We start from the raw sequence: 23,867 nt of genomic DNA, 5'->3' as shown, positions 1-23,867 counted from the left end.
CCCTGGTGTTCTCCCTCCGCTCGACGCGGACCGCCCATCACGTTGGAAGGTCGGCTCCGGTCGGGGTGAAGTTCCCGCGGGATCGTGGCTGGGAACTTTCGCGGTCGGCGGGCCGACCTGTTGTGCCATGGAGAACTACGGGCCGGAGACCTACGGCGAGCTGAACGCCGACGTCTACGACGAGTGGCACGCCGCGCTCGACCCCACGGAAGCGGTGCGGGGCCTGGCCGAACTCATCAGGGAGGGACCGGCCGGGCCAGTGCTCGAACTCGCGGTGGGCACCGGCAGGGTGACGATTCCGTTGGCGGAGCAGGGTTTCGACGTACGGGGCATCGACGCGTCCGAGGCGATGGTGGCACGCATGCGCGCCAAGCCCGGCGGCGACCGGATCCCCGTCACCATCGGCGACATGGCCGACGTCGAACCCGACACCGACGAGCGGTTCGCGATGGTGTTCGTCGTGTTCTCCACGTTCTTCTTCCTGATGACCCAGGAGGACCAGGTGCGTTGCTTCGGCGGCGTCGCCGAGAGACTCGTGCCGGGCGGCCGGTTCGTGCTCGAGTGCCCGATGCCGGATGTGGCGCGCTACCAACGGAACCAGACCGTCGAGGTGCACGAGATGGGCCTTGGTCAGGTACGGCTCGTCGCGGTCCGCCACGACCCGGTCGAGCAGCGCTTCGACGGGCACCACGTGCTGATCTCCAACAACGGGATCAGGTTGGCGCCCGCGTCCATGCGGTACGCATGGCCGACCGAACTCGACCTGATGGCCCGGCTGGCCGGTCTCGAACGTCGTCACCGGTGGGGCGGCTGGCGCGGTGAACCGTTCCGCGCCGAGGGAAACTACGTCACCGTCTACGAAAAGCCTGTCTGACCAACAGAACCAGCGGCAGCAGCGCACACTGCGCGGCGACGACGAGCCAGAATCCCGCCAGCTGGTCCGCCTGCTCGAGCAGACCGTACACGCTGCCACCGAGCACACCACTGAGCAACGAGCCGACGCCGGCTGCCAGCCGCTGCTGGCCGAAGGTCACCGTGTCCGACCGTCTGGACCGCGCCAGTGCCTCCAGGTCGTTCTTGAGGAACAGGACCGCGGTACCGACGCTCATCGCCGCCGCACCGGCGGCGACGGCGACCGGCGTGCCACCGGCGAACGCCGCCATGCCCACCGCCATCAAGGAAAAGCCGACCGCGGCAGCCGCCGGATAGCCGATTCGTCCGATCCAGCGCGCCGCCAATGGTTGGACCACGGCCAAGCCGAGGGAGTAACCCATCATGATCACGCCGTAGACGGCCGTGGGCAGGCGACCGTCCGTGAACACCGACAGATACTGGTAGAACTGCATGTAGAGGTAGTGGGTGAGCACCGTCACCGCGAACGGCAGCACGGCCAGGCCGCGGAGCACCCGCCAGAACGGCTCGACGCGCGGTCCGTTCTCCACCGGCCGTTCCCGGCGCAGCAAAGCGTGGCCGACCGCCAGGACGGCGTAGAGCCCGGTGGTCGCGGCGAACAACCGGCTCGGATCATGCAGGAACCACGCCCCGACCACCGGGCCGAGTGCGATGCCGAGGTTGCTGGCGGCGTTGCCGGAGGACACCAGTCTCGGGCGCTGCTCGGCGGTCGCCGACTGCGTCAGGTAGCCGCGGTACGCGGGTGAGTACAGCGCACCCGCGCCACAGCTCAGAAAGAGAGCCAGCACCGTCAGCCCGGCGTTGCCCGCCCCATTCAGGTAGGTCACCGCACCGACGCAGTACAGGAACGTGGCGAGCAACAGTGCCCGTTTCAACCCGACACGTTCGGCGAAAGCGGCGGTGAACGGCGCGCTCGCGAACTGCACCAGCGTGGCCGCCCCGAGCACCGCGCCGACCTGCGCCATCCCGGCGTCCAGCCGCTCACGCAACAGGACGGCCAGGTACGGGTAGACCGCGAACGTGCCGATGTTGACGAGGAGTCCGAAAAGGAGCAGCGCGCGCTGGGACCGGCGGCTCTTCTCCTCGTCGACCGGTCCGACCCGCGTCAGTGTCCGATCGCCTCGTTCCCCTCGGCGCCCAACTGCCCCGAGGAGACTGCACGTTCGAGGTCGTCGCGGGCTCGGGCGACGCGGGAGCGGATGGTGCCGACCGGGCAGCCACAGATGTCGCCAGCCTCGGCGTAGGAAAGGCCGAGGACCTGGGTCAGTACCAGCGCCTCACGTCGTTCGGGTTCGAGCGCGTCGAGCAGCACGGTGAGTTCGACGATGTCCTCGAACCCGACGGCGTTTCCGTGCGCGGCGGCCTGGCGCCGGTCGGCGGCCTGGGCCTAGTCGACGGACGCGGCTTTCCTTGGTCGGGCCTGGATCGCGCGAATATGGTCGACCACGACACGCCGGGCGATGGACAGCAACCAGGTCCGCGCGGAGGAGCGTCCTGCGAACCGGGCGAGGCTGGGGATCGCGCGGAGGTAGGTTTCCTGTGTGAGGTCATCAGCCACCCCGACGTTCGCCAGGTGGGCGACCAGCCGCCACACCTCCCGCTGGGAGGCGCGGACGAACTGCTCGAGAGCGGACTGGTCACCGGCTCCCGCGGCCAACGCCAACACGGTCAACTCGTCACGAACCTGCGGGATCGGCACAACACGAAAGGATAACGACCCCGCCGCCCAAAAGGGAAATATCCTCCGGGAACTTTTTCCGGCCGGTGCGCGACCATGACTGATGTGGACTGCCTGACATGTCGAGAAGCGGTGTCGGCTCGCCTGGACGGTGAGGCCGAACCGGTGCCAGCCGAGCACACCGACGAACACCTGGCATCGTGCGCGGACTGCCGGGCCTGGCAGGCGCGGGTCACCGCGACCTCCCGCCTGCTGCGAGTCCGGCAGGCACCGGACGTGCCCGACCTCAGCGCCGCCATCCTGGACATGGCCGTGCCACCGTCCAACACGCGGGGCTGGTGGGCACGCATCGCGCTGATCGCCGTCGCGGCCGCACAGCTCAGCCTCGCCCTCTCCCAGATGCTCGGAGTCGGCGCACCCCACAACGCCGAACACGCCGGCGTGCCGATCGCCGACCACTTCTTCAACGAGAGCACCGCCTGGAACCTGGCACTCGGCATCGGTCTGTTGTGGACGGCGTTCCGTTCCCGGGCCACCTCCGGGCTGATCCCCGTGCTCGGCGGGTTCGTGCTGCTCCTGGGGATCTACTCCACCTACGACCTCGTCACCGGGGCCGCGCCGGTTGCCCGGGTGATCGGACACGGCCTGCTGCTGGTCGGCTTCGGCCTGCTGGTCGTGATCAACCGCTGTTACAACGACCCGGCACCTCAACCCGGCCAGTCACTCGACGACACACGCGACGACCTGCCCGGTGGCCCCGCCGCCGAAGCCGATCAACCGCAACCGGACACCGCCGCGGGGAACGGGAAACGTCACCGGCATCTGCGACCGGCGGGCCGCCACCGGGCCGCCTGAACCGTCGAGTCACCGATTGTCGGGAACCGGTGTGATGTCCGGTCCGACTACCAACGCCAGAACGACTTCCACCGAACACGAACGAGTGGAGCGGCATGACGTGGTACGAGGACGAGAAGTTGTGGGTCGACTTCGCGTGCGTGATGTTCCCCGAGCGGCGCGAACGGGAGGCGGCCGAACTGGTCGCGACGTCACCGCTGCTGAAGGTCGTGCGCGGGACGCGGGTCCTGGACCTCGCCTGCGGGCCGGGAGTGCACGTCGTACCGCTGGCGGCGCGGGGCGCTGAGGTCACCGGCGTCGACCTCAGCGAGACGATGCTGGTCCGTGCTGGCGAGGCGTGCGCGCGGGCCGGTGTGGCCGCCCGGTTGGCGCGTGCGGACATGCGGGAGTACGTCGAGCCGGGCGCCTACGACCTGGTGATCAACATGTACACGTCGTTCGGCTACTTCACCGATCCCGGCGACAACCTGGCCGTGCTGCGCAACGCCCACGCGAGCCTCGCGCCCGGCGGCACACTGCTCATCGACGTACTGGGCAAGGAAGTTCTCGCCTCCTGGGTCGGCCGGCCGCAAGCCGTCGACGTCGACCCGGAACTGGGCGGCGGCACGGTGTTCATGCGTGACACCATCCTGGACGACTGGACCCGGCTGCGCACCGACTGGACCCACGTCCGCGGCGACGAGGTGCGACAGGCATCGATCATGTGTGTGCTCTACAGCGCGGCCGAACTGCGGGCACTGTTCGAGCAGGCGGGGTTCACCGACGTCGAGTGCTTCGGCGGCTTCGACGCCGGCCCGTACGACAACCACGCGCGCCGGCTCATCGTGCGAGGTGTCCGTGGGTGAGCGACTGGAGATCCACGAGCACGTCACGGACGCCATCAGGACACCCACGCTCGTCCGTCTTGCACCGAACGTGGTGCTGGTCCGCTTCGAGACCCTCAAGGTCTACGCCGCGCTCGGCGCCGTGCGCCACCTGCTCGACACCGGGAGGATCCACAGAGGACATACCCTTGTGGACTCGTCCAGCGGCATCTACGCGCTGGCGTTGGCGATGGCCTGCCACCGCTACGGCCTGCGGTGCCACATCGTCGCCTCCACGACCGTCGACGCCACCATCCGCGCACAGCTGGAGATCCTCGGCGCCACCGTCGACCAGATGCCGCCCTCCGACGACCTGTGCCTCGACCAACAACGCCGCGTCACCCGGGTACGCGACCTGCTCGCGCACCGCCCGGACATGCACTGGATGCGCCAGTACCACGACCCGATCCACTATCTCGGCTACACCGCACTGGCCGACCTGCTGCGCACCACGCTGCCACGCGGATCACTGACGGTGGTCGGCAGCGTCGGCACCGGCTCCTCCACTGGAGGACTGGTCCGCGCGTTACGCGAGCACGATCCCGACGTACGCCTGGTGGGTGTGCAGCCGTTCGGCAGTGTCACGTTCGGCAGCGACCATCTACCCGACCCCGAGGCCATCATCGCCGGCATCGGCAGCGCCATCCCGTTCGACAACGTCCACCACGAACTCTACGACCGGATCCACTGGGTCAACTTCACCCACGCCATGGCCGCCACCGTCGGCCTGATGCGCGACCACGCCGTCTTCGCCGGCCTGTCAACCGGCGCCGCCCACCTCGCCGCCCGCTGGGAAATCCGGCACGCGCCTCACCGCACCCACCTCGTCATCGGCGCCGACACCGGACACCGCTACACCACCCGCGTCTTCGCCCGTCACCGTGAGGCCCTCGACCCGACCGGCCTGACCCCGGTGGAGATCAGCTCCCTCGACGACCTCGCACCGCCATGGTCCACGATGGACTGGAGTAGGCGCCGGTTCGGCGCGGCCCCCGCGATTCCCCCACAGTTACGGAGAAAGGACCGCGTCCCGTGACCATCGCCCTGCTGGAGGCCCTCTCGTTCGGTCTGGGCCGGCTGGTGGACGCGGCCACCGAGGCCGGGCATCGCCTCTGCCTGCTCACCGGCGACCGCTCCATCTACACCCACGAGCTGTCCCGGCTCGACCCCGGCCAGCTCGACGTGATCGACATCGACACCACCGACCTCAACGCGTGCGAGGACGTACTGCGCGCGATGCCGGACCTGGCCGGTCTCATCAACTCCACCGACACCTGGGCGATCCCCGGCGCCGAGCTGGCCGCACGGCTCGGCCTGCCGGGTCCCGACCTCGACACCGCCCGACTGCTGCGCGACAAAGGAAAAGTCCGGGCCATGCTGTACAAGCACGGGCTGAGCCGCGCCCCCGCGGTCCCGGTCGACGCGATCGACGAACTGCCACTACCGGTGATCATCAAGGACTCCGCCGGCACCTCCTCCCGAGCCGTGTGGCTCGCCCGCACCCGCACCGAGGTCGACAACGCGCTGCGGGAAGCGGAATCCGCCCCGCTCAAAGGACATCTGGTCGCCGAGCCCTACTTCGCCGGCCCGCTCTACAGCGCCGAGACCATCACCTGGCAAGGCCGCACCCGGCTGCTCGGCGTGTTCAGCCGACAGGTCTCCCCCGAACCCCGGCGCCGCGAGGAGGCCGCCGCCTTCCCGGTCACCCTCCCCGCGATCGAGCACGCCGACCTCGCCAAGTGGATCGCGCGTGTGCTCGACACGCTGGGACACCAGGGCTTCGCGCACACCGAGTTCATCCTCACGACCGACGGCCCGGAGGTCGTCGAGGTGAACGCCAGGATCGGCGGCGCTCTCGTCGGCGAAGCCCTCTGTCGAGCACTGGACACCAACGTCCACACCGCCATGATCGCCGCCGCCGCCGGTCAGGAACCCGCGCTGTTGACCCAGTCCCTTCGTCCCGGCCACGGCATCGGCTTCGTCCTGCTCTACCCCACCCAGCCGGGCACACTGGCCGGCTGGACCGGACTCGACCGGCTCGCCGACTTCCCCGGCGCACCCGAGTGGTACCCCACCGCGAGCCCCGGCGATCACCTCCGCCACATCGACGACCAACGCGGCTGCACGGGCATCCTTCTCGCCGAAGGACCCACCGCGGAACTCGCTCTCCACCGCGCACTCGCCGCCGCGGGCGCGATCACCCCCGTCATCGAGGCGAGAGAGGCGGCACTCGTCGGTCAGGTGCGCGCCGCCGACTGACCTGGCCGGTGACCGCGTCGATGACCAGGAAGGCCAGCAGACTCCATCCGAGCAGGGGGATGGCCCAGGCGAGCGCGACCACCGCCAGTGCGCCGACGACGAGCGGGACGCGGGGCAGGTTCCGCCACGCGCCTCGGGCCGGCGGGTCACCATCAACAGTGACATACCCACGCGGTGATGTCCGGCAACGAAGGCCCCTGTCTGGCAAGGAATGTCGTCACCTCGTCGGCCACGTTGTCGCGGATGAACCGAGGTAGCCGCCGATCTATCGTGACCGTGTCCAGCGCCGGACACGCACCAATTGTTCCTCTCTCCCCATGTTCCACTGTGGACTGTGGTCGTGGGTGCCCGAAAGTCTTCTGGACAATGCCTGATCGCGCACGATGGCGGACTCATCGCCCACGGCGTGGCACGATGGGGACGATGCCGGAGCACACCATGCGGGAGGAGTTGGCCGACTTCCTCCGCCGGCGACGAGACGCCCTGTCACCTCACACGGTCGGGCTGCGGGTCGATCGGCGGCGCCGCACGCCGGGACTGCGCCGGGACGAGGTGGCGCGCCTGGCGAACATGTCGACGAACTACTACGAACGGCTGGAGCAGGGCCGTGGTCCGCAGCCGTCGGCCGCCATCCTCGCCGGGTTGACCCGCGCGTTGCGGCTGGACCCCGACGAGCGTGGCTACCTGTACCGGCTGGCCGGGCACGCCGCGCCCGCGGAGGCGAAACCGGACGGCTTCGTCGATCCTCGGCTGCTGTCGGTCATGCGGGCGGTTGCCGCGACCTCGCCGGCGTTCATCGCGGACGACCTCGCGACCGTCGTGGCCCAGAACGAGTTGCACACCACGCTGTTCGGTCACGTCACCGGCCTCCCGGCTGGGAGGCGAACATGTTCTGGTGCTGGTTCGGGTCGGGCCGGTGGCGGCGGGCCGTGCTGAACCCACCGGCTGAGCAGGAGGCCATCGGCCGGGCCTATGTCGCGTACCTGCGTGTCATCGTCGCGCAGCGCGGCTACGACGCGGCCGCGGTGGCACTCGTCGCCGACCTTCGCGCGGCGAGCGCCGAGTTCTCGCAGATGTGGGACGACCACCGAGTCTCCAGGTCCTATTCCTCGACGGTGAGCGTGCGCGACAGTCGCGTCGGCCGCCTCGACTTCGACTACGCCCTGATGGTGAGCTCGCAGTCACGTCAGCGCCTGCACACGCTGCACGCCGTCCGCGGCACGTCCACCCAGGAGCGGTTCGTCAGGCTCATGGAACTCCCACCCGACGGCGATATCCACGTACTGACAGACCGTGGTTGAGCCCACCGGCCGACCGTAGCGTTTTCGGGCGAAACCCCTGAAGCACTCGGATCGAAGGTGAGTATGGAATCCGTTCCCCCGGTCGTCCTCGTACACGGTTCCTGGCACGGGAGCTGGTGCTGGAGCCTCGTCACCGAACACCTGGCCGGCCTCGGCGTGCCGGCGGTGGCCGTGGACCTGGACGGTCACGGGCTGAAGGGCCCGTCGCCGCTGTCGCGCTGGAGCCGGCCGTTCGACCAGGACGCGTACGCCGCCGAGCTTTCGCCGGTCGCGGATGTCACCGCCTCCTCCGCGGCGGCGACGCTGGTCGGCCAGCTGCGTCGGATCGGCAACGGGCGGCCGTGCGTGCTCGTGGCGCACAGCATGGGTGGCGTCGTGGCGACCGCCGCCGCGGAGCAGGCCCCCGAACTCGTCAGCGAGCTCGTCTACCTGTCGGCGTACGCCCCGGTCAGCGGCAAGCCCACCAGCGACTACTTCACCCTGCCCGAGTCCGGCGACGCGGTGCTCCGCCTCCTGGTCGGCGATTTCCTGGAAACCGGCGCGTTGCGCATCGACCCCGGCGACCCCGAACGGCACCGCGCCATCCAGGACACGTTCTACAACGACGTCGACGACGCCACCGCGGCCGCCGCGATCTCGCTGCTCACCTCCGACGGCCCGATCGGCATTCCCGCGGAGACGCTCACCGTGACGGCAGAACGGTACGGAACCGTGCCGCACACCTACCTGATCTGCTTGCGGGACAACGCTTTTCCGGTCGCGCTGCAGCGCGGCTTCGTCGCGGAGATCGACGCCGTTTCGGACCGACCCACCACCGTGCGGGAACTCGCCACGTCGCACTCGCCGTTCCTGTCCCAACCGGCCGAGCTGGCACGGGCCATCGCATCGGCACACCGCGACGCCAGCGCACGAACCTCACCCTCGGTAAGAGGAAACCACATTTCGTAGCACTTTGGGTCATAGTGCGCAAAAGAAGGTCAGAAATCAGCGAAAGCGCCTTCCACTTTTGCCTGATTGGCTGAAAGATCCTCGGTGGGCGCTACGCCCGGCTCGGGTGATCTTCAAGGAGGAAGAATGCGCTTACCATCGCGACGTCGTCGCAGGAGAGGCCTGGCCGGTCTTCTCTGTGCCAGTGTCATCGGCTCGATCGCCGCGCTCACGGCGCCTACCGCCGCGGCAGCCCCCGCGGAACTGCCGCCGCAGGAACCCGGTGTCACACTGCGCACCTACGACATGCAGGCACCGCTGAGCGCGATCTGCACCCTCAAGACCGGCCAGACCCCCAACGTCGACAAGCTCATGCCGACGATCGACTGGACCACCTCGGCCGACTTCGGCCTCGAGAGCAACTTCATCACCCACGCCATCGGCAACATCAACATCGCGGAGGCCGGCAACTACACGTTCCGCCTGACGAGCGACGACGGTTCGCGGCTCTACATCGACGACCAGGTCGTCGTCGACCACGACGGGCTCCACGGCGAGACGTCCAAGGACGGCACGGTCACCCTCACCGCCGGCTACCACTCGCTGCGGACCGAGTTCTTCGAGGCGGGCGGCGAACAGGTCCTCCGGCTGGCCTGGCAACCGCCGGGTGCCGCCGACTTCGCCGTCGTGCCCAACTCCGTGCTGTCCACCGACGCCGGCGTGGTGCGCGTGACCGCGCCAGGACGCAAGGCGTGCGAGGGCGACAACGACTCCCCCGGCGACGGCCTGCCGCTCGACGCGGTGAACCCGAACTACACGCTGACGAACCTGCGCCCGGCGGGGTTCGAGCCGCAGGTGTCAGCAATGGACTGGACCAGGGACGGCAGGCTCGTCATCGCCACCTGGGGCGGCAGCGAGAACACCCTGGGCGAGGTCTACATCCTGGACAACGTCACCGGGCAGACCGACCCGTCCAAGGTCACCTACAAGAAGGTGGCGAGCGGGCTGCGTGAGCCGATGGGCCTCAAGGTCGTCGACGGGATGATCTACGTCTCCCAGAAGCACGAGCTGACCGAGCTGCGCGACACCAACCGCGACGACGTCATCGACACACAGCGAACCGTCGCGACCTGGCCGTTCGGCGGGAACTTCCACGAGTTCGCGTTCGGCCTTCTCTACCGGGACGGCAACTTCTACCTGAACCTGTCGGTCGCGATCAACTACGGCGGCGCGACGACCGACCCGCAGCCAGCGCCCAACCGGGGCACGAGCATCATGGTGAACCGGAAGACCGGGAAGATCACCTACGTGGCGGGCGGCCTGCGCACCCCGCACGGCATCGGCTGGGGACCGAACGACGAGATCTTCGTGACCGACAACCAGGGCGGCTGGCAGCCCGCGTCGAAGCTCGTGCACATCAAGAAGGACCGGTTCTTCAACCACTACACCAACCCCGACGGCCCGTTCGACACGAACCCGGTGACCAAGCCCGTGTTGTGGTTGCCGCAGAACGAGATCGCGAACTCGCCTGCCATGCCGGTGACGCTGAAGTCAGGGCCGTTCAAGGGCCAGCTGCTGATCGGTGACGTCACCTACGGCGGTCTGCAGCGTGCGTACCTGGAGAAGGTGAACGGCGAGTACCAGGGCGCGGTGTTCCGGCACACGCAGGGCCTGGAGTCCGGCCTCACCGAGACCACGATCGGGCCAGACGGCGCGATCTACGTCGCGGGGCTCGGCGCGGGCGGCAACTGGGGGCAGGAAGGGAAGCTGACGTTCGGCCTGCAGAAGCTGACCCCGAACGGCGCCAACACCTTCGACATGAAGTCGATGAGCGCCACCGGGGACGGCTTCAAGATCACCTACACGCAGCCGCTGTCGGACGAGACCGTCGCGAAGCTCGCCTCGGACGCCGGCAAGGCCTACCAGGTCCAGCAGTGGCGCTACGCCGCGACCGAGCAGTACGGCGGTCCGAAGGTGGACGAGGAGACTCTGACGGTCACTTCCGCCCAGGTGTCGCGTGACCGCAGGACGGTGACGCTGAAGGTAACGGGCCTCAAGACCGACCACGTCGTGTACCTGCGCTCGCCACGCCCCTTCGCCGCGGCCAACGGCGAGGAGCTCCTGAGCACCGAGGCCTGGTACACGCTCAACGCCGTGCCGGGAAAGCACGAGCGCCAGGTGTTCTACGAGGCCGAGGAGGGCAACCGCGAGGGCGGCGCCGGGGTGAACACCGACCACCGCGGCTACACCGGCATCGGGTTCGTCGACCGGTTCGGCAACCAGGGCGCGTCCACCACGATGCACGTCACCGTGGACCGACCAGGCACCTACGACGTCGGGCTGCGCTACTCCAACGGCCCGAACCCGTTCTCGGGCGACAAGTCCGTGAGCGTGTACGTCAACGGCACGAAGGTGAAGCAGACCGTGCTGCCCACGACGGTGACGTGGGAGGACTGGGCCACCAGGACCGAGTCGCTGTCGTTACGGCGCGGGCTCAACACCATCCAGTACAAAGTGGACGAGGGCGACACCGGGCACGTCAACCTCGACCTGATCTCGGTCCGCGAACCGGGTGAGCGGATCGTCCTGTTCGACGGCAAGAACACCGACGAGTGGCGGCACACCGACGGTCGGGTCGCGGGCTGGCCGCTGGTCGGCGGCGACGCGATGCAGGTCCGCGGCGGCGACCTGCGCACCAAGCAGGCGTTCGGCGACTACCGGCTACACGTCGAGTTCAAGGTGCCGCAGCTGCCGCCGGAGGTCACCGGCCAGGACCGCGGTAACAGCGGCGTCTACCTGCAGGAGCGCTACGAGGTCCAGATCCTCGACTCGTACGGCGACACCACACTCGCCGACAACGAGGCCGGCGCGATCTACACGAGAAAGGCGCCGGACATCAACGCGGCCAAGCCGCCGGAAACCTGGCAGACCTACGACATCTGGTTCCGCGCCGCCCGCCACGACGCGACGGGGACCAAGATCGAGGACGCGCGGGTGACGGTGGTGTGGAACGGCAAGGTCGTGCACCGCGACTTCGCCATCCCGGGCGTGACAGGAGGCAGCATCCCGGAAAGCCCGTCGACGGGCGCGATCCGGTTGCAGGACCACGGGAACGCGGTCCAGTTCCGGAACATCTGGCTCCAGCCGCTGAGCTGATCCGATTCCTGTGGCGGGTCCGGACCCGCCGGGCCCGCCACAGGAATCGGTCCCGCAGCGCGGTTTCGGCGGCATGCGGGGAAGGCGTCCTTCATCACCGCCAGGGTGAGGATGGCGTCCTTCACCACATGCTCAGCCCAGATCCACCGATGATCATGCTGCTGCCCCGCGCGTGGTTCTGTGGATTCGGCGGGCGAAGCCCGCTTCGCGGGCGGTTTCCACGCGCAGATGGATGCCTTCCTCACGCCCAGGGTGAGGAAGGCATCCATCACCACATCGCCCGGGACGCCCAGTGCCGCGAACGGCGTGTCTGTGCCACCGGCACAGTCCCGAAAGACGCTTTCGGGTCGTTGACCGTCATCAGCGCGTCTTTCGAGACATCAGCGATGCCCCGAACGCGTCTTTCGGGCGGCCGGGCTATTCGACGGCGACGGTCTTCGTGTGGGTCGCCCGGGGGGAGCCGGCGCAGCTCGCGGACTGGCCGAAGGACACCCGTCGTGTCGAGCAGCCTTCGTCGTCGGTGACCGTGACCGTCACCGAGTAGGTGCCCGACTGCCGGAAGACGTGGCGCGGCCTCGCCGTGCCGCCCTGCAGGACCGTGCCATCGCCGAAGTCCCAGTCATAACGCGCCACGCGCCCGTCCGGGTCGGTCGAGCCGGAGGCGTCGAACTGGACGGTTCGTCCGTTCGCGACGGCCGAGAACCTCGCCGTCGGGCCCTCGTCCGGCGGCAGCTGGACCGCGCCAAAGGCCGGCCCGTCCCCGCCCGTGAGGTACGGCGAGGACGGCAGTTCCTCGAGCCTGCCGGTCGGCAGCACCCGGTAGGCGGAGATGTCGTCACTGCGGAAGTTGCTGATGTAGACGAACTTCCCGTCGGCTGTGGTGGTCGCCGCGCCCGGGCCGTCACCGGTGGGGATCCGGTCGCCGACCTGGGTGAGCGAGCCGTCGTCCCCGATGGCGAACACGTACACGCCGTCCTCGTCGGCCTGCTGTCCGCCGAGCGCGGTCACGTACAGGAACTCACCGTCCGGGCCGATCGCCGCGCCCTCGGAGAAGTCCGGCGCCAGTATCGGGAGACCGGGCAGCTGGGTGAGCGCGCCGTCCGGCTCGATCCGGAACCCCCACACCTCGTCGGAGCCCTGGCAGGCCACGTACACGAACTGTCCGTCCGGTGTGATCACGATTCCTGACCCGGATACCCCGATCGGTGTGGCCGGGCCCCTGGCGCGGATCGACCCGTCCGGGTTCAGGTCGAACCGCACGATCGCGTCCGGCACCTGGTCGATCGGCGTGCCGGTGGCCACGTACACGAACCGGCTGTCCGGGGTGACGGCGACGCCCTTGCCGTGACTCTGGCCCGTGTGCACCGGCGGACCGAACTGGTGCAGCCCACCGTCCTCGTCGACCCGGAACGCCGTCACGTCCGCACTGTTGAAGTGCGCCACGTAGACGCCGCGGCCGTTGGGTGCCACCGCGATGCCGAACGGGAGGTCGCCGCTGGGCACCGGGTCGGACAGCGGCACCAGCGTGCCGTCCGGCTCGACTCGGAACGGCGCGACCGTGTCGCCTCCGCTGTCCGCGACGTAGGCGGTACGCCCGTCGTCGGCGAACACGATGCCGCGCGGCGAGACGACCCCGGGAGCTGGCGCCCCGTACGGGGTCAGTGTCCCGCTCGGCTGGATCGCGAACGTCGTGGTGTCGTGCCGACCGTCGTTGGTGCCGCCGGGGACGAGCATGCCGCTGTTGGTGCTGTAGAGAAGCCGGCGGGGATAGGCGGTCGCGGCTTCCGTGGTGCCCGGCGACAGCGCGGCGATCATCGTGACGACGGCCGCGAGAACAGCACCGGAACGTGGTTTCATAGCTGGCTCCCTTCATGCCCCTCGTTAGGTGGGCGTGAAGAAGGCCGTCACGGATGTGAAGCGGTGTGCCAGATGACCGGATTACGTGGATCGGGCAGGTATCGGCAGAACGCGCCGGTGTGCACCGTCGCGTTGAGATGACCGGCGAGCCGCGGGTCATGCCTGGCGATCGCGGCCATCGCCGCCTTGATCGCCTTGGTGACGCTCTGCCGTGCCCGCTCGGCAGAGGTGGTGGTGTGCCGGGCCCGGCCGCCGAGACCGAGCGCGGCGGACAGTTCGGCGGCGATGAAGTCCTTCTCGCTGCGGGCTCGGGCGACCCGCTCGTCGTCGTGCCACGCGTCGGCCTCGGCGATCTCTTCCTCCAGCACGCCGAGCCGGGCGGTGTAGGCGGCCCGCGCGGTCGCGTCGAGTACCTCCGTCCGCGCGCCTTCCACGACCAGCCGCGCCCGCCCGGCGCCGGCCAGTGCGAGGTCCAGCACGTGATAGGACCGGCCGGGGGCGGCGAGGAGCCGCGCGAGATACGCCAGGCCCTTCGTGGCGTGCAGCCGGCACGACCGGCCCTTGTAGCTGATCGCGTAGAAGTCGCCCTCGCACCGGAACCGGCACTCCTCGGGCGGCGTGCGCATCACGGTGTCGAGTTTGGCCAGCACGCCGGCCAGGCACAGTTCCTCGGCCGCCACCCGCGCCTGGGCCAGCAACACGGCCGCGGGCTCCCGGTCCCCGCGCCGCATCAGCAGTTTGACGTAGTCGGCGAGGGTCTGGGCATGCCACGGCCTGGCCCGCATCCTGGCGTTCATCGCCAACGCCGCCTGGAAGTGGTTCTCGGCATCGTCGAAGCGATCCAGGACCAGCGCGAGCACACCGAGGCTGCGTGCGACCGAGCCGATGCAGTCGTCCGGCGCGCTCACCCCGGCCCGATCCGCGAACGGGAGCAACCGCACGTACAGCCGCTCGGCCGCGTCCCGGTCGGCCAGGGACCCGGCCACGTCGGCGAGCAGGCACAGCCCGTACACCAGCTGCTCGGTCGGGGCGATCACGAAGTCGTCCGCGGCCAGGCCGGCGAGGATCTCCCTGGCCTGGCCTTCCCGCCCCGACTCGGCGGCGACGTGGGCCTGGATGCACCGGAACACCCCGTAGGTGGGCAGTTCGTTGACCGCGGCCGCGATGTCCTCGGCGATCTCGGCCAGCCGGCCCTGCGCCCGGCGCACCGCGTAGAGCTGCACCCGGCGCCACAGCCGTGGCAGCGAACCGTGGGCGTGCAGCAGGTCGTACGCCTCCTGTGCGTGCGCCTCGGCCTCGGCCAACCGCCCCTCCAGCGTCGCCAGGGTGGCCGCGCTGGCCGCCACGTAGCCGAGTTGCGCGGGCTGGCCCAGCTCCGCCGCCAGGTGCGCCTGTACCGAGTGGGCGGCGTGAGCGGCCGCGATGTCGCCCTGCTCCAGCAGTGCGACGAACCGGTAGTGGTGCCCCTGGAACACCCGTTCCTGCTCGCCCGCCGCGGTCGCCACGTCGACCAGCTCGTCCGCGATCGCCAGGCGGTCTTCGAGGTTCTCCGGCCACCACACCGCCGCGTGCCGGCCGTCGAGCGCCCAGGCCAACACCGCCGGATCGCCCAGTTCCCTGGCCAGATCGAGTGCCTCGCGGCTCAGCCGGTCCCTGCGCTCCCGGTCCACCTCGTCGCGCAGCGGACCGCCGGCCAGCCGGGCAAGTAGCCGCGCGCGCAGCGCCGGGTCCTGTGCCGGCACGACCCGCAGCCCTTCCTCCAGCAACGGCACCAGGTGCGGGTCGCCGCGATCGGCCTCCCAGACGAACCGACCGCCGTACCCCAGCGCCGCCCTTGCCAGCGCGGACGACCGGCCCATCGCCCTTGCCGCGCTCGCCGCCTCGAGGAACGCGCGTTTCGCCGCCGGCCGGTCCCCTGCTCTGGTCTGCGCCTCGCCGAGGGTGAGGAGCAGCTCGCACCGGGCGTCCACATCGGACCCGACGTCGAGGTCGAGTGCTTCAAGAGCCATCCGGGACAGCCGCCCGGCCTCCTCGAAGGCCAACCCTCGGATGGCCCGCTCGGCGGCCAGCCGGCAGTAGAACACCGCCCAGCGAGGATCACCACTGGGCGCCGCGATGAAGAAGTGGTGCGCGAGCTCGGTGAGGTTCGGCTCCAGGTTGGCCGCGTAGCGGGACTCCAGCGCCTCCCCGGTCCGCCGGTGCAGGTGTAATCGACGCCAGGTCGGCAGTTCGTCGTACAGCGCCTCGCGGATCAGCGCGTGGGTGAACCGCAGCCGTGGGCACGGGCCGGTCATCTCGATCACCACCTGTGCCCGCAACGCCTCGTCCAGCCCGGCACGCACCACCTCGTCCGGTGCCTCGGTCACGCCGGCCAGCACGCTCAGGTCGACCTCGCGCCCGGCCACCGAGGCGACGGCCAGCAGTTCGCGGCAACCGGGTGACAGATGGGAAAGCCGCCGGGCGATCGCCTCCCGGATCGTCTGTGGGAGGGCGAACCGCCAGCCCTCCGGTGGATCTCCCAACCGGCCCTCGGCCAGCAGCAGCCGGACCACCTCGCCGAGGAACAGCGGATTGCCGTCGGTCTTGCCGTGCAGCACCGCGAGACCGACATCGGCCGGCCGGAAGCCGGCCGTCTCCTGGACGTAGGCGGCGACCTCGGCCCGGTTCAACCCACCGAGCGTGATCTGCCTGGTCGCCGGCGCGCGGGTGAGCGCGGCGAGCGATCCGGCCAGTGGGTGCTCCGGGCCGACCTCGATGTCCCGGTACGTGCCCACGACCAGTACCCGCCCACCGGCCAACCGCTCGGCCAGGAATCGCAGCAGGAGCAACGACGGGGTGTCCGCGGCGTGCAGGTCGTCGAGCAGCACCACGATCGGCGTGGTGTCGGCCGCGCGGAACAGGTATGTCGCGACCGCGTCGAACAGCCGGAACCGGGCGCTGTCGGGTTCGGCTGGCGCCGACCGCAGCTCGGGCACGAGCTCGGACAACTCCGTCAGCCGGCCCTGGTCGCGCCCGCGCAGGTGGCTGCCCAGGGCCTGCACCCACGGCCAGAACGGCGGCGCGCCACCGACTTCCCAGCACCGGCCGCAGAGCACCTGGGCACCGGCCTCTCGAGCCCGGCGGTCGACCGCGTCCACCAACCAGGTCTTGCCGATCCCCGGTGCACCGCTGATCAGCACGAGGCCGCCGGCACCGTCGAGCGCCCCGTTCAGCGCGCCGAGTAACTCCGCCAGCTCGCGGACCCTGCCGACCGGCATGTGAACATTGTGCGCCTGATCAAGGCAGGTTGGGTAACTGGCAACACGCGGTCCGGCCAGGAAGATCAGCCGGTCGTGGCAACGGGTGTGAGCATGAGGGGCAGCACGGTGCGCACCTGTGCGACGAGGATGTCCAGGACGGCGGTGTTGCCGCCGACGTAGGCCAACAGCGCCTGCTGGAACAACCCGTCGAGCATGCCGTAGGCGACCGGTGGCTCCAGCGACACGGGCCGGCCGTCGAGTTGGGCGTAGCGGGTGACGACGCGCCAGATCATCTCTTCCAGTGTTTTGTCGATCATGGTGACGTCCGCCCGGAGCTGTTCCTCGAACATGCTCTGCGCCCGTAGGTCGTACCAGAGGCGGTGCATCGGGGCCTCCTCGCGGATCGTTTCCGCGAGCTTGTCCGCGAAGGCGTCGAGGAGGCCGTCGGCGGTTGTCGAGTCCGCGACGACCGAGTCGTACCGGGTCACGCAGCGTGCCTTGTAGTAGCGCACGCTGTGGATCACCAGCGCCAGCTTGTCCTGGAAGTAGTAGTGGACGACGCCGTGGCTGAACGTCGAGTTGTTCGCGATCTCCCGCAGGGTGGTGCGCGCGTAACCGAGGTCGCCGAGGGTCTTCAGTGCCGACTCGGCCAGCTGGTCGCGGCGCGCGTCGAACTTGTCGACCGGTCGCACCCCGCCGCGGCGCGCCGTGTTCTTCGAGGTAGCCACGCTCGCATCCTAGAGGAGTTCGGCACCGGATTTGACAGCTGTCCAGATATTTCTTGACGTCCGACCAGGAATCTCTTGACATGCGTCAAGACGGTGGACTGTGATGGGGGTCCCACCGTCGCCGCTGGACACAGGAGTTCCCATGGCCTCGCTTGATCTCAACGGACGCAAAGCACTTGTCACGGGCGCGGCCCAGGGACTGGGCGAGGGCATGGCCCATGCCCTCGCCGCCGCCGGCGCGACGGTCGTCGTCGCGGATGTTCAGGACGACCTCGGCGGCAAGGTGGCCGAGTCGCTCGGCGAGGGACACGGCTTCGTGCACCTCGACGTCACGGACGACGCGGGGTGGGAGACGGCCGTTGCCGAGGCCACCGGCCTGCTCGGCGGCCTCGACATCCTGGTCAACAACGCCGGTGTGGAGATCACGAGCCTGCTGGTCGACCTCGACGCGGCGGCGGCCCGCAAGCAGATGGAGGTGAACCTGCTCGGCACCGCACTGGGCCTCAAGCACGCGTTCCGCGCGATGCGCCCTGGCGGGCCCGCGGGGAACGGGGGCGTCGTCATCAACGTCGCGTCCGTCGCGGCGACCATCGCCTTCCCCGGCATCGGGGTGTACTCGGCCACCAAGTCCGGTGTGGACCGGCTGACCCGAATTGGCGCGGCCGAGTCGGGCAAGCTGGGCTACGGCGTGCGGGTGAACTGCGTCTACCCGGGTCTGGTGCCGACCGCGATGGGCGCCGGGTTGGCCAACGACGTCGCCGAGATCGGTCTGTTCGGCTCGCCGGAGGAGGCGGTCGGCGCGGTGATCGGGCTGACCCCGTCCGGCCGGCTCGGTGAGGTCGCCGACATGGCCGCCGCCGTGGTCTTCCTGGCCTCGGACGCGGCCTCGTTCATCAACGGCGTCGGCCTGCCGGTCGACGGCGGAATGGGGATGTGACCATGCCGAACACCGACAAGCCCGTCGTCGTCTACGGCGCCTCCGGCTACACCGGACGGCTCATCTGCGAGTACCTGCGCGAGTACAACGTCCCGTTCGTCGCCGCCGGCCGCAGCGCCGGAACCATCAAGACGTCGATGGAATCGCACGTGCCCGGCATCGAGACGGCCGACTACGAGATCGTCGAGGTCACGCACGACGTCGAGTCACTGACGTCGTTGTTCGCCGGCGCTTCGGTGGTGTGCAACACCGTCGGGCCGTTCGCCAAGCTCGGCCCCGAGGTCGTCGAGGCGTGTCTGGCCGCCGGGACGCACTACATCGACACGACCGGTGAGCAGGACTGGCTCATCACCTGCGACGAGAAGTACGGCGCGGACTTCGCCGCCGCCGGGCTGCTGCTGTCCCCCGGTATCGCCCAGATGTACACCACCGGCGAGATCGCGGCCGAGCTGTGCCTCGAGAAGCCGGGACTGGACACATTGGACATCGCGGTGTTCTGGGGCGGCAGCCCGACCATCGCCTCGACGCTGACGATCCTGGTCAACGCGGCGCTGTCCGGCGCCTTCTACCTGGAGCAGAACCGTTACGTCCCGTGGGATCCCGACGCCGGGCTCTACCAGCTGGCCATCCCAGGCCAGCACGAGCTGGCGCTGGCCCTGCCGTGGGGCGGCACGTCGCATCCGGTCTGGTACCGCAAGGATCCCCGGGTCGCCAACGTCAAGGTGCTGGGCGGGGTGTTCAACAAGCCGTTGATGATGGGCGTGCCGCAGATCGTGGCAGCGGCTGTTGAGGCGACGAAGGACCTGCCGCCCGACGAGCAGTACGCCGCGCTCACCGCCACCGCGTCGCAGGTGATGAACCAGATGCCACCGAGGGAGAACCCGCGGCTCAACAAGTCCCTGGACTCCGTGCACGCCTCCGGGCCGCTCGGCCGGGCGCACTGCGTGATCCACGGCAACTCCAACTACAAGCAAACCGGGCTGTTGCAGGCATACGCGGCGTACTCGCTGCTCCAGCGACCACCTCGCCAGGCCGGCTTCGCGTCCGCCTGCCAGGCGTTCGGGCACCGCGAGCTGCTCGGCGTGCTGAGCGGCTTCGGGCTCGTCCGTGAACCGGTCGTCACGGTCGAGGGCTGACATGCGGCTGGTCGACTACCTCGACAAGGGCGCGTCGCTCGACGGCGACGCGCCCTGCCTGACCACCGACGGGCAGAGCCGCTCCTACGCCGAGGTGCGGGAGCTCAGCCTGCGCGTCGCGGCGTCCCTGGCCGCCCGGGGCGTTTGCCCCGGCGACCGGGTCGCCATCCTGTCGGCGAACGACCCGACCGCGTTCACCTGTGTCTTCGGCATCAGCCGCGCCGGCGCCGTCTGGTGCCCGATCAACCCGCGCAACGAGGCTGCGGAGAACCGGGAGCTACTCGACCTGTTCGGCTGCACCGTCCTGATCTTCGCCGACCAGTTCACGCCGCTCGTGACACGGATCCGCGACGACCTGCCCGGCCTGACCACGCTCGTGTGTCTCGACGGCACCGTCGACGGCGCGCTCGGCTGGGACGACTTCCTCGCCCTCGGCACGGAGGGCGTCGACGAACCGGCGCTCGACGACCTCGCGATGATCGTCGGCACCGGCGGCACGACCGGCCGTCCCAAGGGCGTCGAGCTGACCGGGACGAACATCGAGACGATGACCGCCATCACGCTGATGAGCTACCCGTTCGACGGCAGGCCGGTCTACCTCGCCCTCGCGCCGCTCACCCATGCCGCCGGCGTCCTGTGCTTCCCCGTGCTGGCGCTCGGCGGCGAGATCGTCGTCATGCGCAGCCCCGACATCGACGCGTTCCTCACCCTCGTACGGCGGCACCGGGTGACGCACACCTTCCTGCCGCCCACTCTCATCTACCTCGTGCTCGCCAACGAGGGCCTCGACGAGGAGGACCTGTCCTCGCTGCGGTGCTTCTGGTACGGCGCCGCGCCGATGTCGGCGGCCCGGCTGGCGGAGGCGCTGGTGCGGATCGGTCCGGTGATGGCGCAGCTGTTCGGCCAGACCGAGGCGCCCATGATGATCTCCACCATGGCCCCCCGCGACCACTTCCGCCCCGACGGCTCGATCGCCACCGAACGGCTGTCGTCAGCCGGCCGGCCGACTCCGCTCGTGACGGTGGCCATCATGGGAGAGGACGGTTCCCTGAAGCCACGCCGTCAGACCGGAGAGATCGTCGTGCGCGGCTCCCTGGTGATGCGCGGCTACCACCGTGACCCCGCGGCCACCGCGGCGGCGTCCGCCCACGGATGGCACCACACCGGCGACATCGGCTACCTCGACGAGGACAACTTCCTGTTCATCGTCGACCGCGCGAAGGACATGGTCATCACCGGTGGGTTCAACGTCTACTCCACCGAGGTCGAGCAGACGATCATGCAACACCCGGCGGTGCAGGACTGCGCGGTCGTGGGCCTGCCGGACGACAAATGGGGCGAACGCGTCACCGCCGTACTGCAACTGCGTGCCGGCGCCACCGTCGAACCCGAGGAACTGCGGTCGTTCGTCAAACAACGGATCGGCGGCGTGAAGGCACCCAAGCAGATCGAGATCTGGCCGGACCTACCCAGATCCAAGGTCGGGAAGGTCCTGAAGACGGACATCAAGACCAGGCTCACGTAGTGCTTGGGCCGGATCAACGGGCCAAGCGCACGGGTAGGGCCCGCACACTCGCGCAGGTGTACCGGCACTTCGGCGAGGTCGACGCCGCCGGAACGTCGCCGCTGTACGAGCGCGTCGCCGTTGCCCTGAGCGAATCCGACGAGGCGTTGCGCGCCGCCGAGAAGGCGCCGGCACGCAAGCGGCACCCGAAGGTCATCCTCGCCGCACTGCACGACCTCGCCATCGCCGGACGCGCACCGGCGCTTGCCAAGGCCTATGCCGCTTCGGACGGCGACGCCGCCGCGGCCGCGGCGATCGACACGCTGCTGCGCATGACCGAGGCGGTCGTGGCCGTCGCCGTGCGTCGGCAGACGCGGACAGGCGAGACCGGACGCTGCGCGGTGCTGTATCCGGCCATTGCCGAGGCGGCACGGCGGGTCGGCGCGAACGCGGTCGGGCTGATCGACGTGGGCAGTCCGGCCGGGCTCAACCTCAACGTCGATCGCGTCGGCATCACCTACAGCAACGGACAGTCGCTGGGCGACCCGTCATCTCCTGTTCGGCTGTCGTGCGGGGTCGTCGGAGACCGACCCATCCCGACAAAGGCCATCCCCGAGGTTGTCGCCCGTATCGTCGTCGACCGCGACCCGGTCGACGTGGCCGACACGGACGACGCCCGATGGTTGCGTGCCTGCCTGGCGCCGGACCAGCCGGAGCTGGCCGCGCGGCTCGACGCGGAGCTAGCCCTGTCCGCGACAACCCCTCCGCTGCTACTGCGCGGTGATCCCGTCGAGGTGCTGCCCGACGCCTTCGCCCGTGTGCCAGCGGACGCACTGCCAGTGGTCACCACGACGTGGGCGCTGTCGACGTTCCCGGTCGAGCGCCGCCTGCGCTTCCTGGACCGCCTCCGCGAAGCGTCGGCCGGCCGGGCGGTCGCGTGGGTGTCAGCGGAGGGGGTCGGGGTCGCGCCGGAGATACCGACCCTGGGCGATCGCCGGGCTTCCGGCCACAGCATCGTCGGCCTGGCGGTGTTCGAACGGCCGGCCCTGCACGCCGAGGCCGTCGGCCGCTGCTGGTCGCGGGGCCGTTTGCTGGCGTGGCTGGCAGACTCCTGACCGGAGACGATGACGGAGGGCTGACTCATGGTGGGCGCGCAGCCGGCGTTCGTACTGCACGAGCACCACCGCCCACGGCACCACTTCGACCTCCGCCTCGAGGAGAGCGGCGTGCTGCGCTCGTGGGCGGTCCCGCGCGGCCTGCCGACCAAGGCGGGCGAGAACCGCCTCGCGATCGCGGTACCCGACCACGAGCTCGAACACCTCACCTACACCGACGAACACAAGACGATCGCCGACATCGGCTGGTGGGAAGAGCACGACCGCACGGAACGCCGGATCCTGTTCACACTGCACGGCAGGCAGGAAGCCGTGCGGTACGCGCTCATCCACACCGACCCCGACTGGCTCCTGCGCCGCACGACAGAACAGCCGTGACCGCGGTCAGCGCGGCAAGGCCAGCACGAGCTTGCCGGTGTTCTCGCCGCGGAACAGTCGCAGTAGCACGTCGGGGAAGTCGTCGATCGTGGCTTCGACGACGTCCTCCTGGGAGCGCACGTCGCCCGAACCCAACCACTCCGACAGCTTGTCGATTCCCTCTGCGTAGCGCTTGGCGTAGTCGAAGATGACGAAGCCGGTCATGGACGCCCTGGCGACGAGCAGCTGCAGGTAGTTGGCCGGCCCTTTCACCGGCTCGGTGGCGTTGTACTGCGAGATCGCGCCGCTGATCACGACGCGGGCGTGTGTGGCCAGCCGGACCAGGACCGCGTCGAGGATGTCGCCGCCCACGTTGTCGAAGAAGACGTCCACCCCGTCGGGCGCCAGATCGCGCAGCCTTCGGCGCACGTCCTCGGTCTTGTAGTCGATCGCCGCGTCGAAGCCCAGGTCGCCGACCAGCCAGTCGCACTTGGCTTTTCCGCCTGCGATGCCGATGGTCCGGCACCCGTGCACCCTGGCGATCTGTCCCGCGATGCTGCCGACCGCGCCGGCCGCCCCGGACACCACCACGGTCTGGCCCGGCCGCGGCTTGCCGATGTCGAGCAGCCCGAAGTACGCGGTGAGGCCACTGAGCCCGAGCACGCCGAGGTGTGCGGCGGGCGACGCGAGGTCGAGGTCCACCTTGGTCACTCCCCGGCCGTCGGACACGGCGTACCGCTGCACGCCGAACGCTCCGCTGACGTGGTCGCCGACCGGGAAGTCGGGGTGGTTCGACCGTTCGACGCGACCGATGGCGGCTGCGCGCATGACCGCGCCGATCTCGACGGGCGGGATGTAGGAGCGGGCGGCGTTCATCCAGCCGCGCATGGCCGGGTCGATGGACACGTACTCGACCGCGACGAGGAACTCGCCGTCGCCGATGTCGGCCACCGCCTCGTCCGCGAACGTCCAGTCCGACGGCTGGGGAAGGCCGACGGGACGGGCGGCCAGCCGGCACTGGCGGTTGATGAGCTGCACAGATT

19 protein-coding genes and 1 pseudogene are annotated in these 23,867 nt (G+C 69.7%); 14 read left to right on the top strand and 6 right to left on the bottom strand.

Features of this window, described 5'->3' with window-relative positions; genetic code table 11:
* Window positions 1–127: 127 nt before the first annotated feature.
* Window positions 128–874 (top strand): class I SAM-dependent DNA methyltransferase, encoded by a 747-nt coding sequence (locus VF106_RS06820; protein WP_330838714.1) that lies wholly within the window; start codon window positions 128–130, stop codon window positions 872–874.
* Here the strand turns inward: VF106_RS06820 and VF106_RS06815 are convergent.
* A complete protein-coding gene (locus VF106_RS06815; RefSeq protein WP_330838726.1) occupies window positions 849–1,967 on the bottom strand; it encodes an MFS transporter in 1,119 nt (372 codons plus the stop codon). The two genes, VF106_RS06820 and VF106_RS06815, sit on opposite strands and share 26 nt — an antisense overlap.
* Window positions 1,968–2,017: 50 nt before the next feature.
* Window positions 2,018–2,611 (bottom strand): annotated as a pseudogene (gene sigC / locus VF106_RS06810) (RNA polymerase sigma factor SigC).
* Between the two features lie 75 nt (window positions 2,612–2,686).
* Between sigC and VF106_RS06805 the strand changes: the two are divergent.
* The 8 genes from VF106_RS06805 to VF106_RS06770 all read left to right on the top strand — a co-directional run bounded on the left by VF106_RS06805 (window position 2,687) and on the right by VF106_RS06770 (window position 11,951).
* Entirely contained in the window at window positions 2,687–3,445 is a 759-nt protein-coding gene (locus VF106_RS06805) for a zf-HC2 domain-containing protein (RefSeq protein WP_330838713.1), read from the top strand.
* Window positions 3,446–3,540: 95 nt separating this feature from the next.
* Window positions 3,541–4,290 (top strand): class I SAM-dependent methyltransferase, encoded by a 750-nt coding sequence (locus VF106_RS06800; RefSeq protein ID WP_330838712.1) that lies wholly within the window; start codon window positions 3,541–3,543, stop codon window positions 4,288–4,290.
* Entirely contained in the window at window positions 4,283–5,344 is a 1,062-nt protein-coding gene (locus VF106_RS06795) for a pyridoxal-phosphate dependent enzyme (RefSeq protein WP_330838711.1), read from the top strand. The genes VF106_RS06800 and VF106_RS06795 overlap by 8 nt, the downstream gene beginning before the upstream one ends.
* Complete coding sequence (locus tag VF106_RS06790; RefSeq protein ID WP_330838710.1) at window positions 5,341–6,567, top strand: ATP-grasp domain-containing protein; 1,227 nt, start codon at window positions 5,341–5,343, stop codon at window positions 6,565–6,567. The genes VF106_RS06795 and VF106_RS06790 overlap by 4 nt, the downstream gene beginning before the upstream one ends.
* Before the next feature lie 423 nt (window positions 6,568–6,990).
* Window positions 6,991–7,503: a helix-turn-helix domain-containing protein gene (locus tag VF106_RS06785; RefSeq protein ID WP_330838709.1), complete on the top strand. Its 513-nt coding sequence runs from the start codon at window positions 6,991–6,993 to the stop codon at window positions 7,501–7,503.
* Window positions 7,455–7,868, top strand: coding sequence for an MmyB family transcriptional regulator (locus VF106_RS06780; protein WP_330838708.1), 414 nt, complete (start codon window positions 7,455–7,457; stop codon window positions 7,866–7,868). Before VF106_RS06785 ends, VF106_RS06780 begins: the two co-directional genes overlap by 49 nt.
* 63 nt (window positions 7,869–7,931) lie before the next feature.
* On the top strand, window positions 7,932–8,816 hold the full coding sequence (locus tag VF106_RS06775) for an alpha/beta fold hydrolase (protein ID WP_330838707.1): 885 nt from the start codon (window positions 7,932–7,934) through the stop codon (window positions 8,814–8,816).
* Between the two features lie 126 nt (window positions 8,817–8,942).
* A complete protein-coding gene (locus tag VF106_RS06770) occupies window positions 8,943–11,951 on the top strand; it encodes a 3-keto-alpha-glucoside-1,2-lyase-like domain-containing protein (protein ID WP_330838706.1) in 3,009 nt (1,002 codons plus the stop codon).
* Window positions 11,952–12,368: 417 nt separating this feature from the next.
* Here the strand turns inward: VF106_RS06770 and VF106_RS06765 are convergent, their stop codons facing one another.
* The 3 genes from VF106_RS06765 to VF106_RS06755 form a co-directional block, all read right to left on the bottom strand.
* Complete coding sequence (locus VF106_RS06765; RefSeq protein ID WP_330838705.1) at window positions 12,369–13,808, bottom strand: beta-propeller fold lactonase family protein; 1,440 nt, start codon at window positions 13,806–13,808, stop codon at window positions 12,369–12,371.
* 47 nt (window positions 13,809–13,855) lie between these two features.
* Window positions 13,856–17,065, bottom strand: coding sequence for an ATP-binding protein (locus tag VF106_RS06760; RefSeq protein ID WP_330838704.1), 3,210 nt, complete (start codon window positions 17,063–17,065; stop codon window positions 13,856–13,858).
* Window positions 17,066–17,130: 65 nt separating this feature from the next.
* Entirely contained in the window at window positions 17,131–17,775 is a 645-nt protein-coding gene (locus VF106_RS06755) for a TetR/AcrR family transcriptional regulator (RefSeq protein ID WP_330838703.1), read from the bottom strand.
* Between the two features lie 142 nt (window positions 17,776–17,917).
* Between VF106_RS06755 and VF106_RS06750 the strand changes: the two genes are divergently transcribed.
* The 5 genes from VF106_RS06750 to VF106_RS06730 are packed head-to-tail and all read left to right on the top strand — an operon-like array spanning window position 17,918 to window position 22,845.
* Entirely contained in the window at window positions 17,918–18,712 is a 795-nt protein-coding gene (locus VF106_RS06750) for an SDR family NAD(P)-dependent oxidoreductase (RefSeq protein ID WP_330838702.1), read from the top strand.
* Window positions 18,713–18,714: 2 nt separating this feature from the next.
* On the top strand, window positions 18,715–19,848 hold the full coding sequence (locus VF106_RS06745; protein ID WP_330838701.1) for a DUF5938 domain-containing protein: 1,134 nt from the start codon (window positions 18,715–18,717) through the stop codon (window positions 19,846–19,848).
* 1 nt (window position 19,849) lies between these two features.
* The gene (locus VF106_RS06740) at window positions 19,850–21,373 is read left to right on the top strand and encodes an AMP-binding protein (RefSeq protein WP_330838700.1); all 1,524 of its coding nucleotides are present in this window, start codon (window positions 19,850–19,852) and stop codon (window positions 21,371–21,373) included.
* Complete coding sequence (locus tag VF106_RS06735) at window positions 21,373–22,467, top strand: DUF2332 domain-containing protein (protein ID WP_330838699.1); 1,095 nt, start codon at window positions 21,373–21,375, stop codon at window positions 22,465–22,467. The genes VF106_RS06740 and VF106_RS06735 overlap by 1 nt, the downstream gene beginning before the upstream one ends.
* Before the next feature lie 27 nt (window positions 22,468–22,494).
* Complete coding sequence (locus tag VF106_RS06730) at window positions 22,495–22,845, top strand: DNA polymerase ligase N-terminal domain-containing protein (RefSeq protein WP_330838698.1); 351 nt, start codon at window positions 22,495–22,497, stop codon at window positions 22,843–22,845.
* A 6-nt stretch (window positions 22,846–22,851) separates the two neighbouring features.
* Here VF106_RS06730 and VF106_RS06725 read toward each other — a convergent pair whose 3' ends face one another.
* Window positions 22,852–23,862, bottom strand: coding sequence for an NADP-dependent oxidoreductase (locus tag VF106_RS06725; RefSeq protein ID WP_330838697.1), 1,011 nt, complete (start codon window positions 23,860–23,862; stop codon window positions 22,852–22,854).
* Window positions 23,863–23,867: the final 5 nt, after the last annotated feature.

The sequence above is a fragment of the Actinophytocola sp. genome, assembly GCF_036378875.1.
In the GTDB taxonomy this organism is placed as follows: domain Bacteria; phylum Actinomycetota; class Actinomycetes; order Mycobacteriales; family Pseudonocardiaceae; genus Actinophytocola.
This window is presented reverse-complemented; position numbering and strand designations above follow the sequence as displayed.

What these genes read in the sequence shown, in the direction of transcription:
- VF106_RS06775 (WP_330838707.1), top strand. Translation starts at nt 7,932, where the DNA reads ATGGAATCCGTTCCCCCGGTCGTCCTCGTACACGGTTCCTGGCACGGG.
- VF106_RS06770 (WP_330838706.1), top strand. Translation starts at nt 8,943, where the DNA reads ATGCGCTTACCATCGCGACGTCGTCGCAGGAGAGGCCTGGCCGGTCTT.
- VF106_RS06785 (WP_330838709.1), top strand. Translation starts at nt 6,991, where the DNA reads ATGCCGGAGCACACCATGCGGGAGGAGTTGGCCGACTTCCTCCGCCGG.
- VF106_RS06820 (WP_330838714.1), top strand. Translation starts at nt 128, where the DNA reads ATGGAGAACTACGGGCCGGAGACCTACGGCGAGCTGAACGCCGACGTC.
- VF106_RS06805 (WP_330838713.1), top strand. Translation starts at nt 2,687, where the DNA reads ATGACTGATGTGGACTGCCTGACATGTCGAGAAGCGGTGTCGGCTCGC.
- VF106_RS06760 (WP_330838704.1), bottom strand. Translation starts at nt 17,065, where the DNA reads ATGCCGGTCGGCAGGGTCCGCGAGCTGGCGGAGTTACTCGGCGCGCTG.
- VF106_RS06740 (WP_330838700.1), top strand. Translation starts at nt 19,850, where the DNA reads ATGCGGCTGGTCGACTACCTCGACAAGGGCGCGTCGCTCGACGGCGAC.
- VF106_RS06800 (WP_330838712.1), top strand. Translation starts at nt 3,541, where the DNA reads ATGACGTGGTACGAGGACGAGAAGTTGTGGGTCGACTTCGCGTGCGTG.
- VF106_RS06780 (WP_330838708.1), top strand. Translation starts at nt 7,455, where the DNA reads ATGTTCTGGTGCTGGTTCGGGTCGGGCCGGTGGCGGCGGGCCGTGCTG.
- VF106_RS06745 (WP_330838701.1), top strand. Translation starts at nt 18,715, where the DNA reads ATGCCGAACACCGACAAGCCCGTCGTCGTCTACGGCGCCTCCGGCTAC.
- VF106_RS06765 (WP_330838705.1), bottom strand. Translation starts at nt 13,808, where the DNA reads ATGAAACCACGTTCCGGTGCTGTTCTCGCGGCCGTCGTCACGATGATC.
- VF106_RS06750 (WP_330838702.1), top strand. Translation starts at nt 17,918, where the DNA reads ATGGCCTCGCTTGATCTCAACGGACGCAAAGCACTTGTCACGGGCGCG.
- VF106_RS06730 (WP_330838698.1), top strand. Translation starts at nt 22,495, where the DNA reads ATGGTGGGCGCGCAGCCGGCGTTCGTACTGCACGAGCACCACCGCCCA.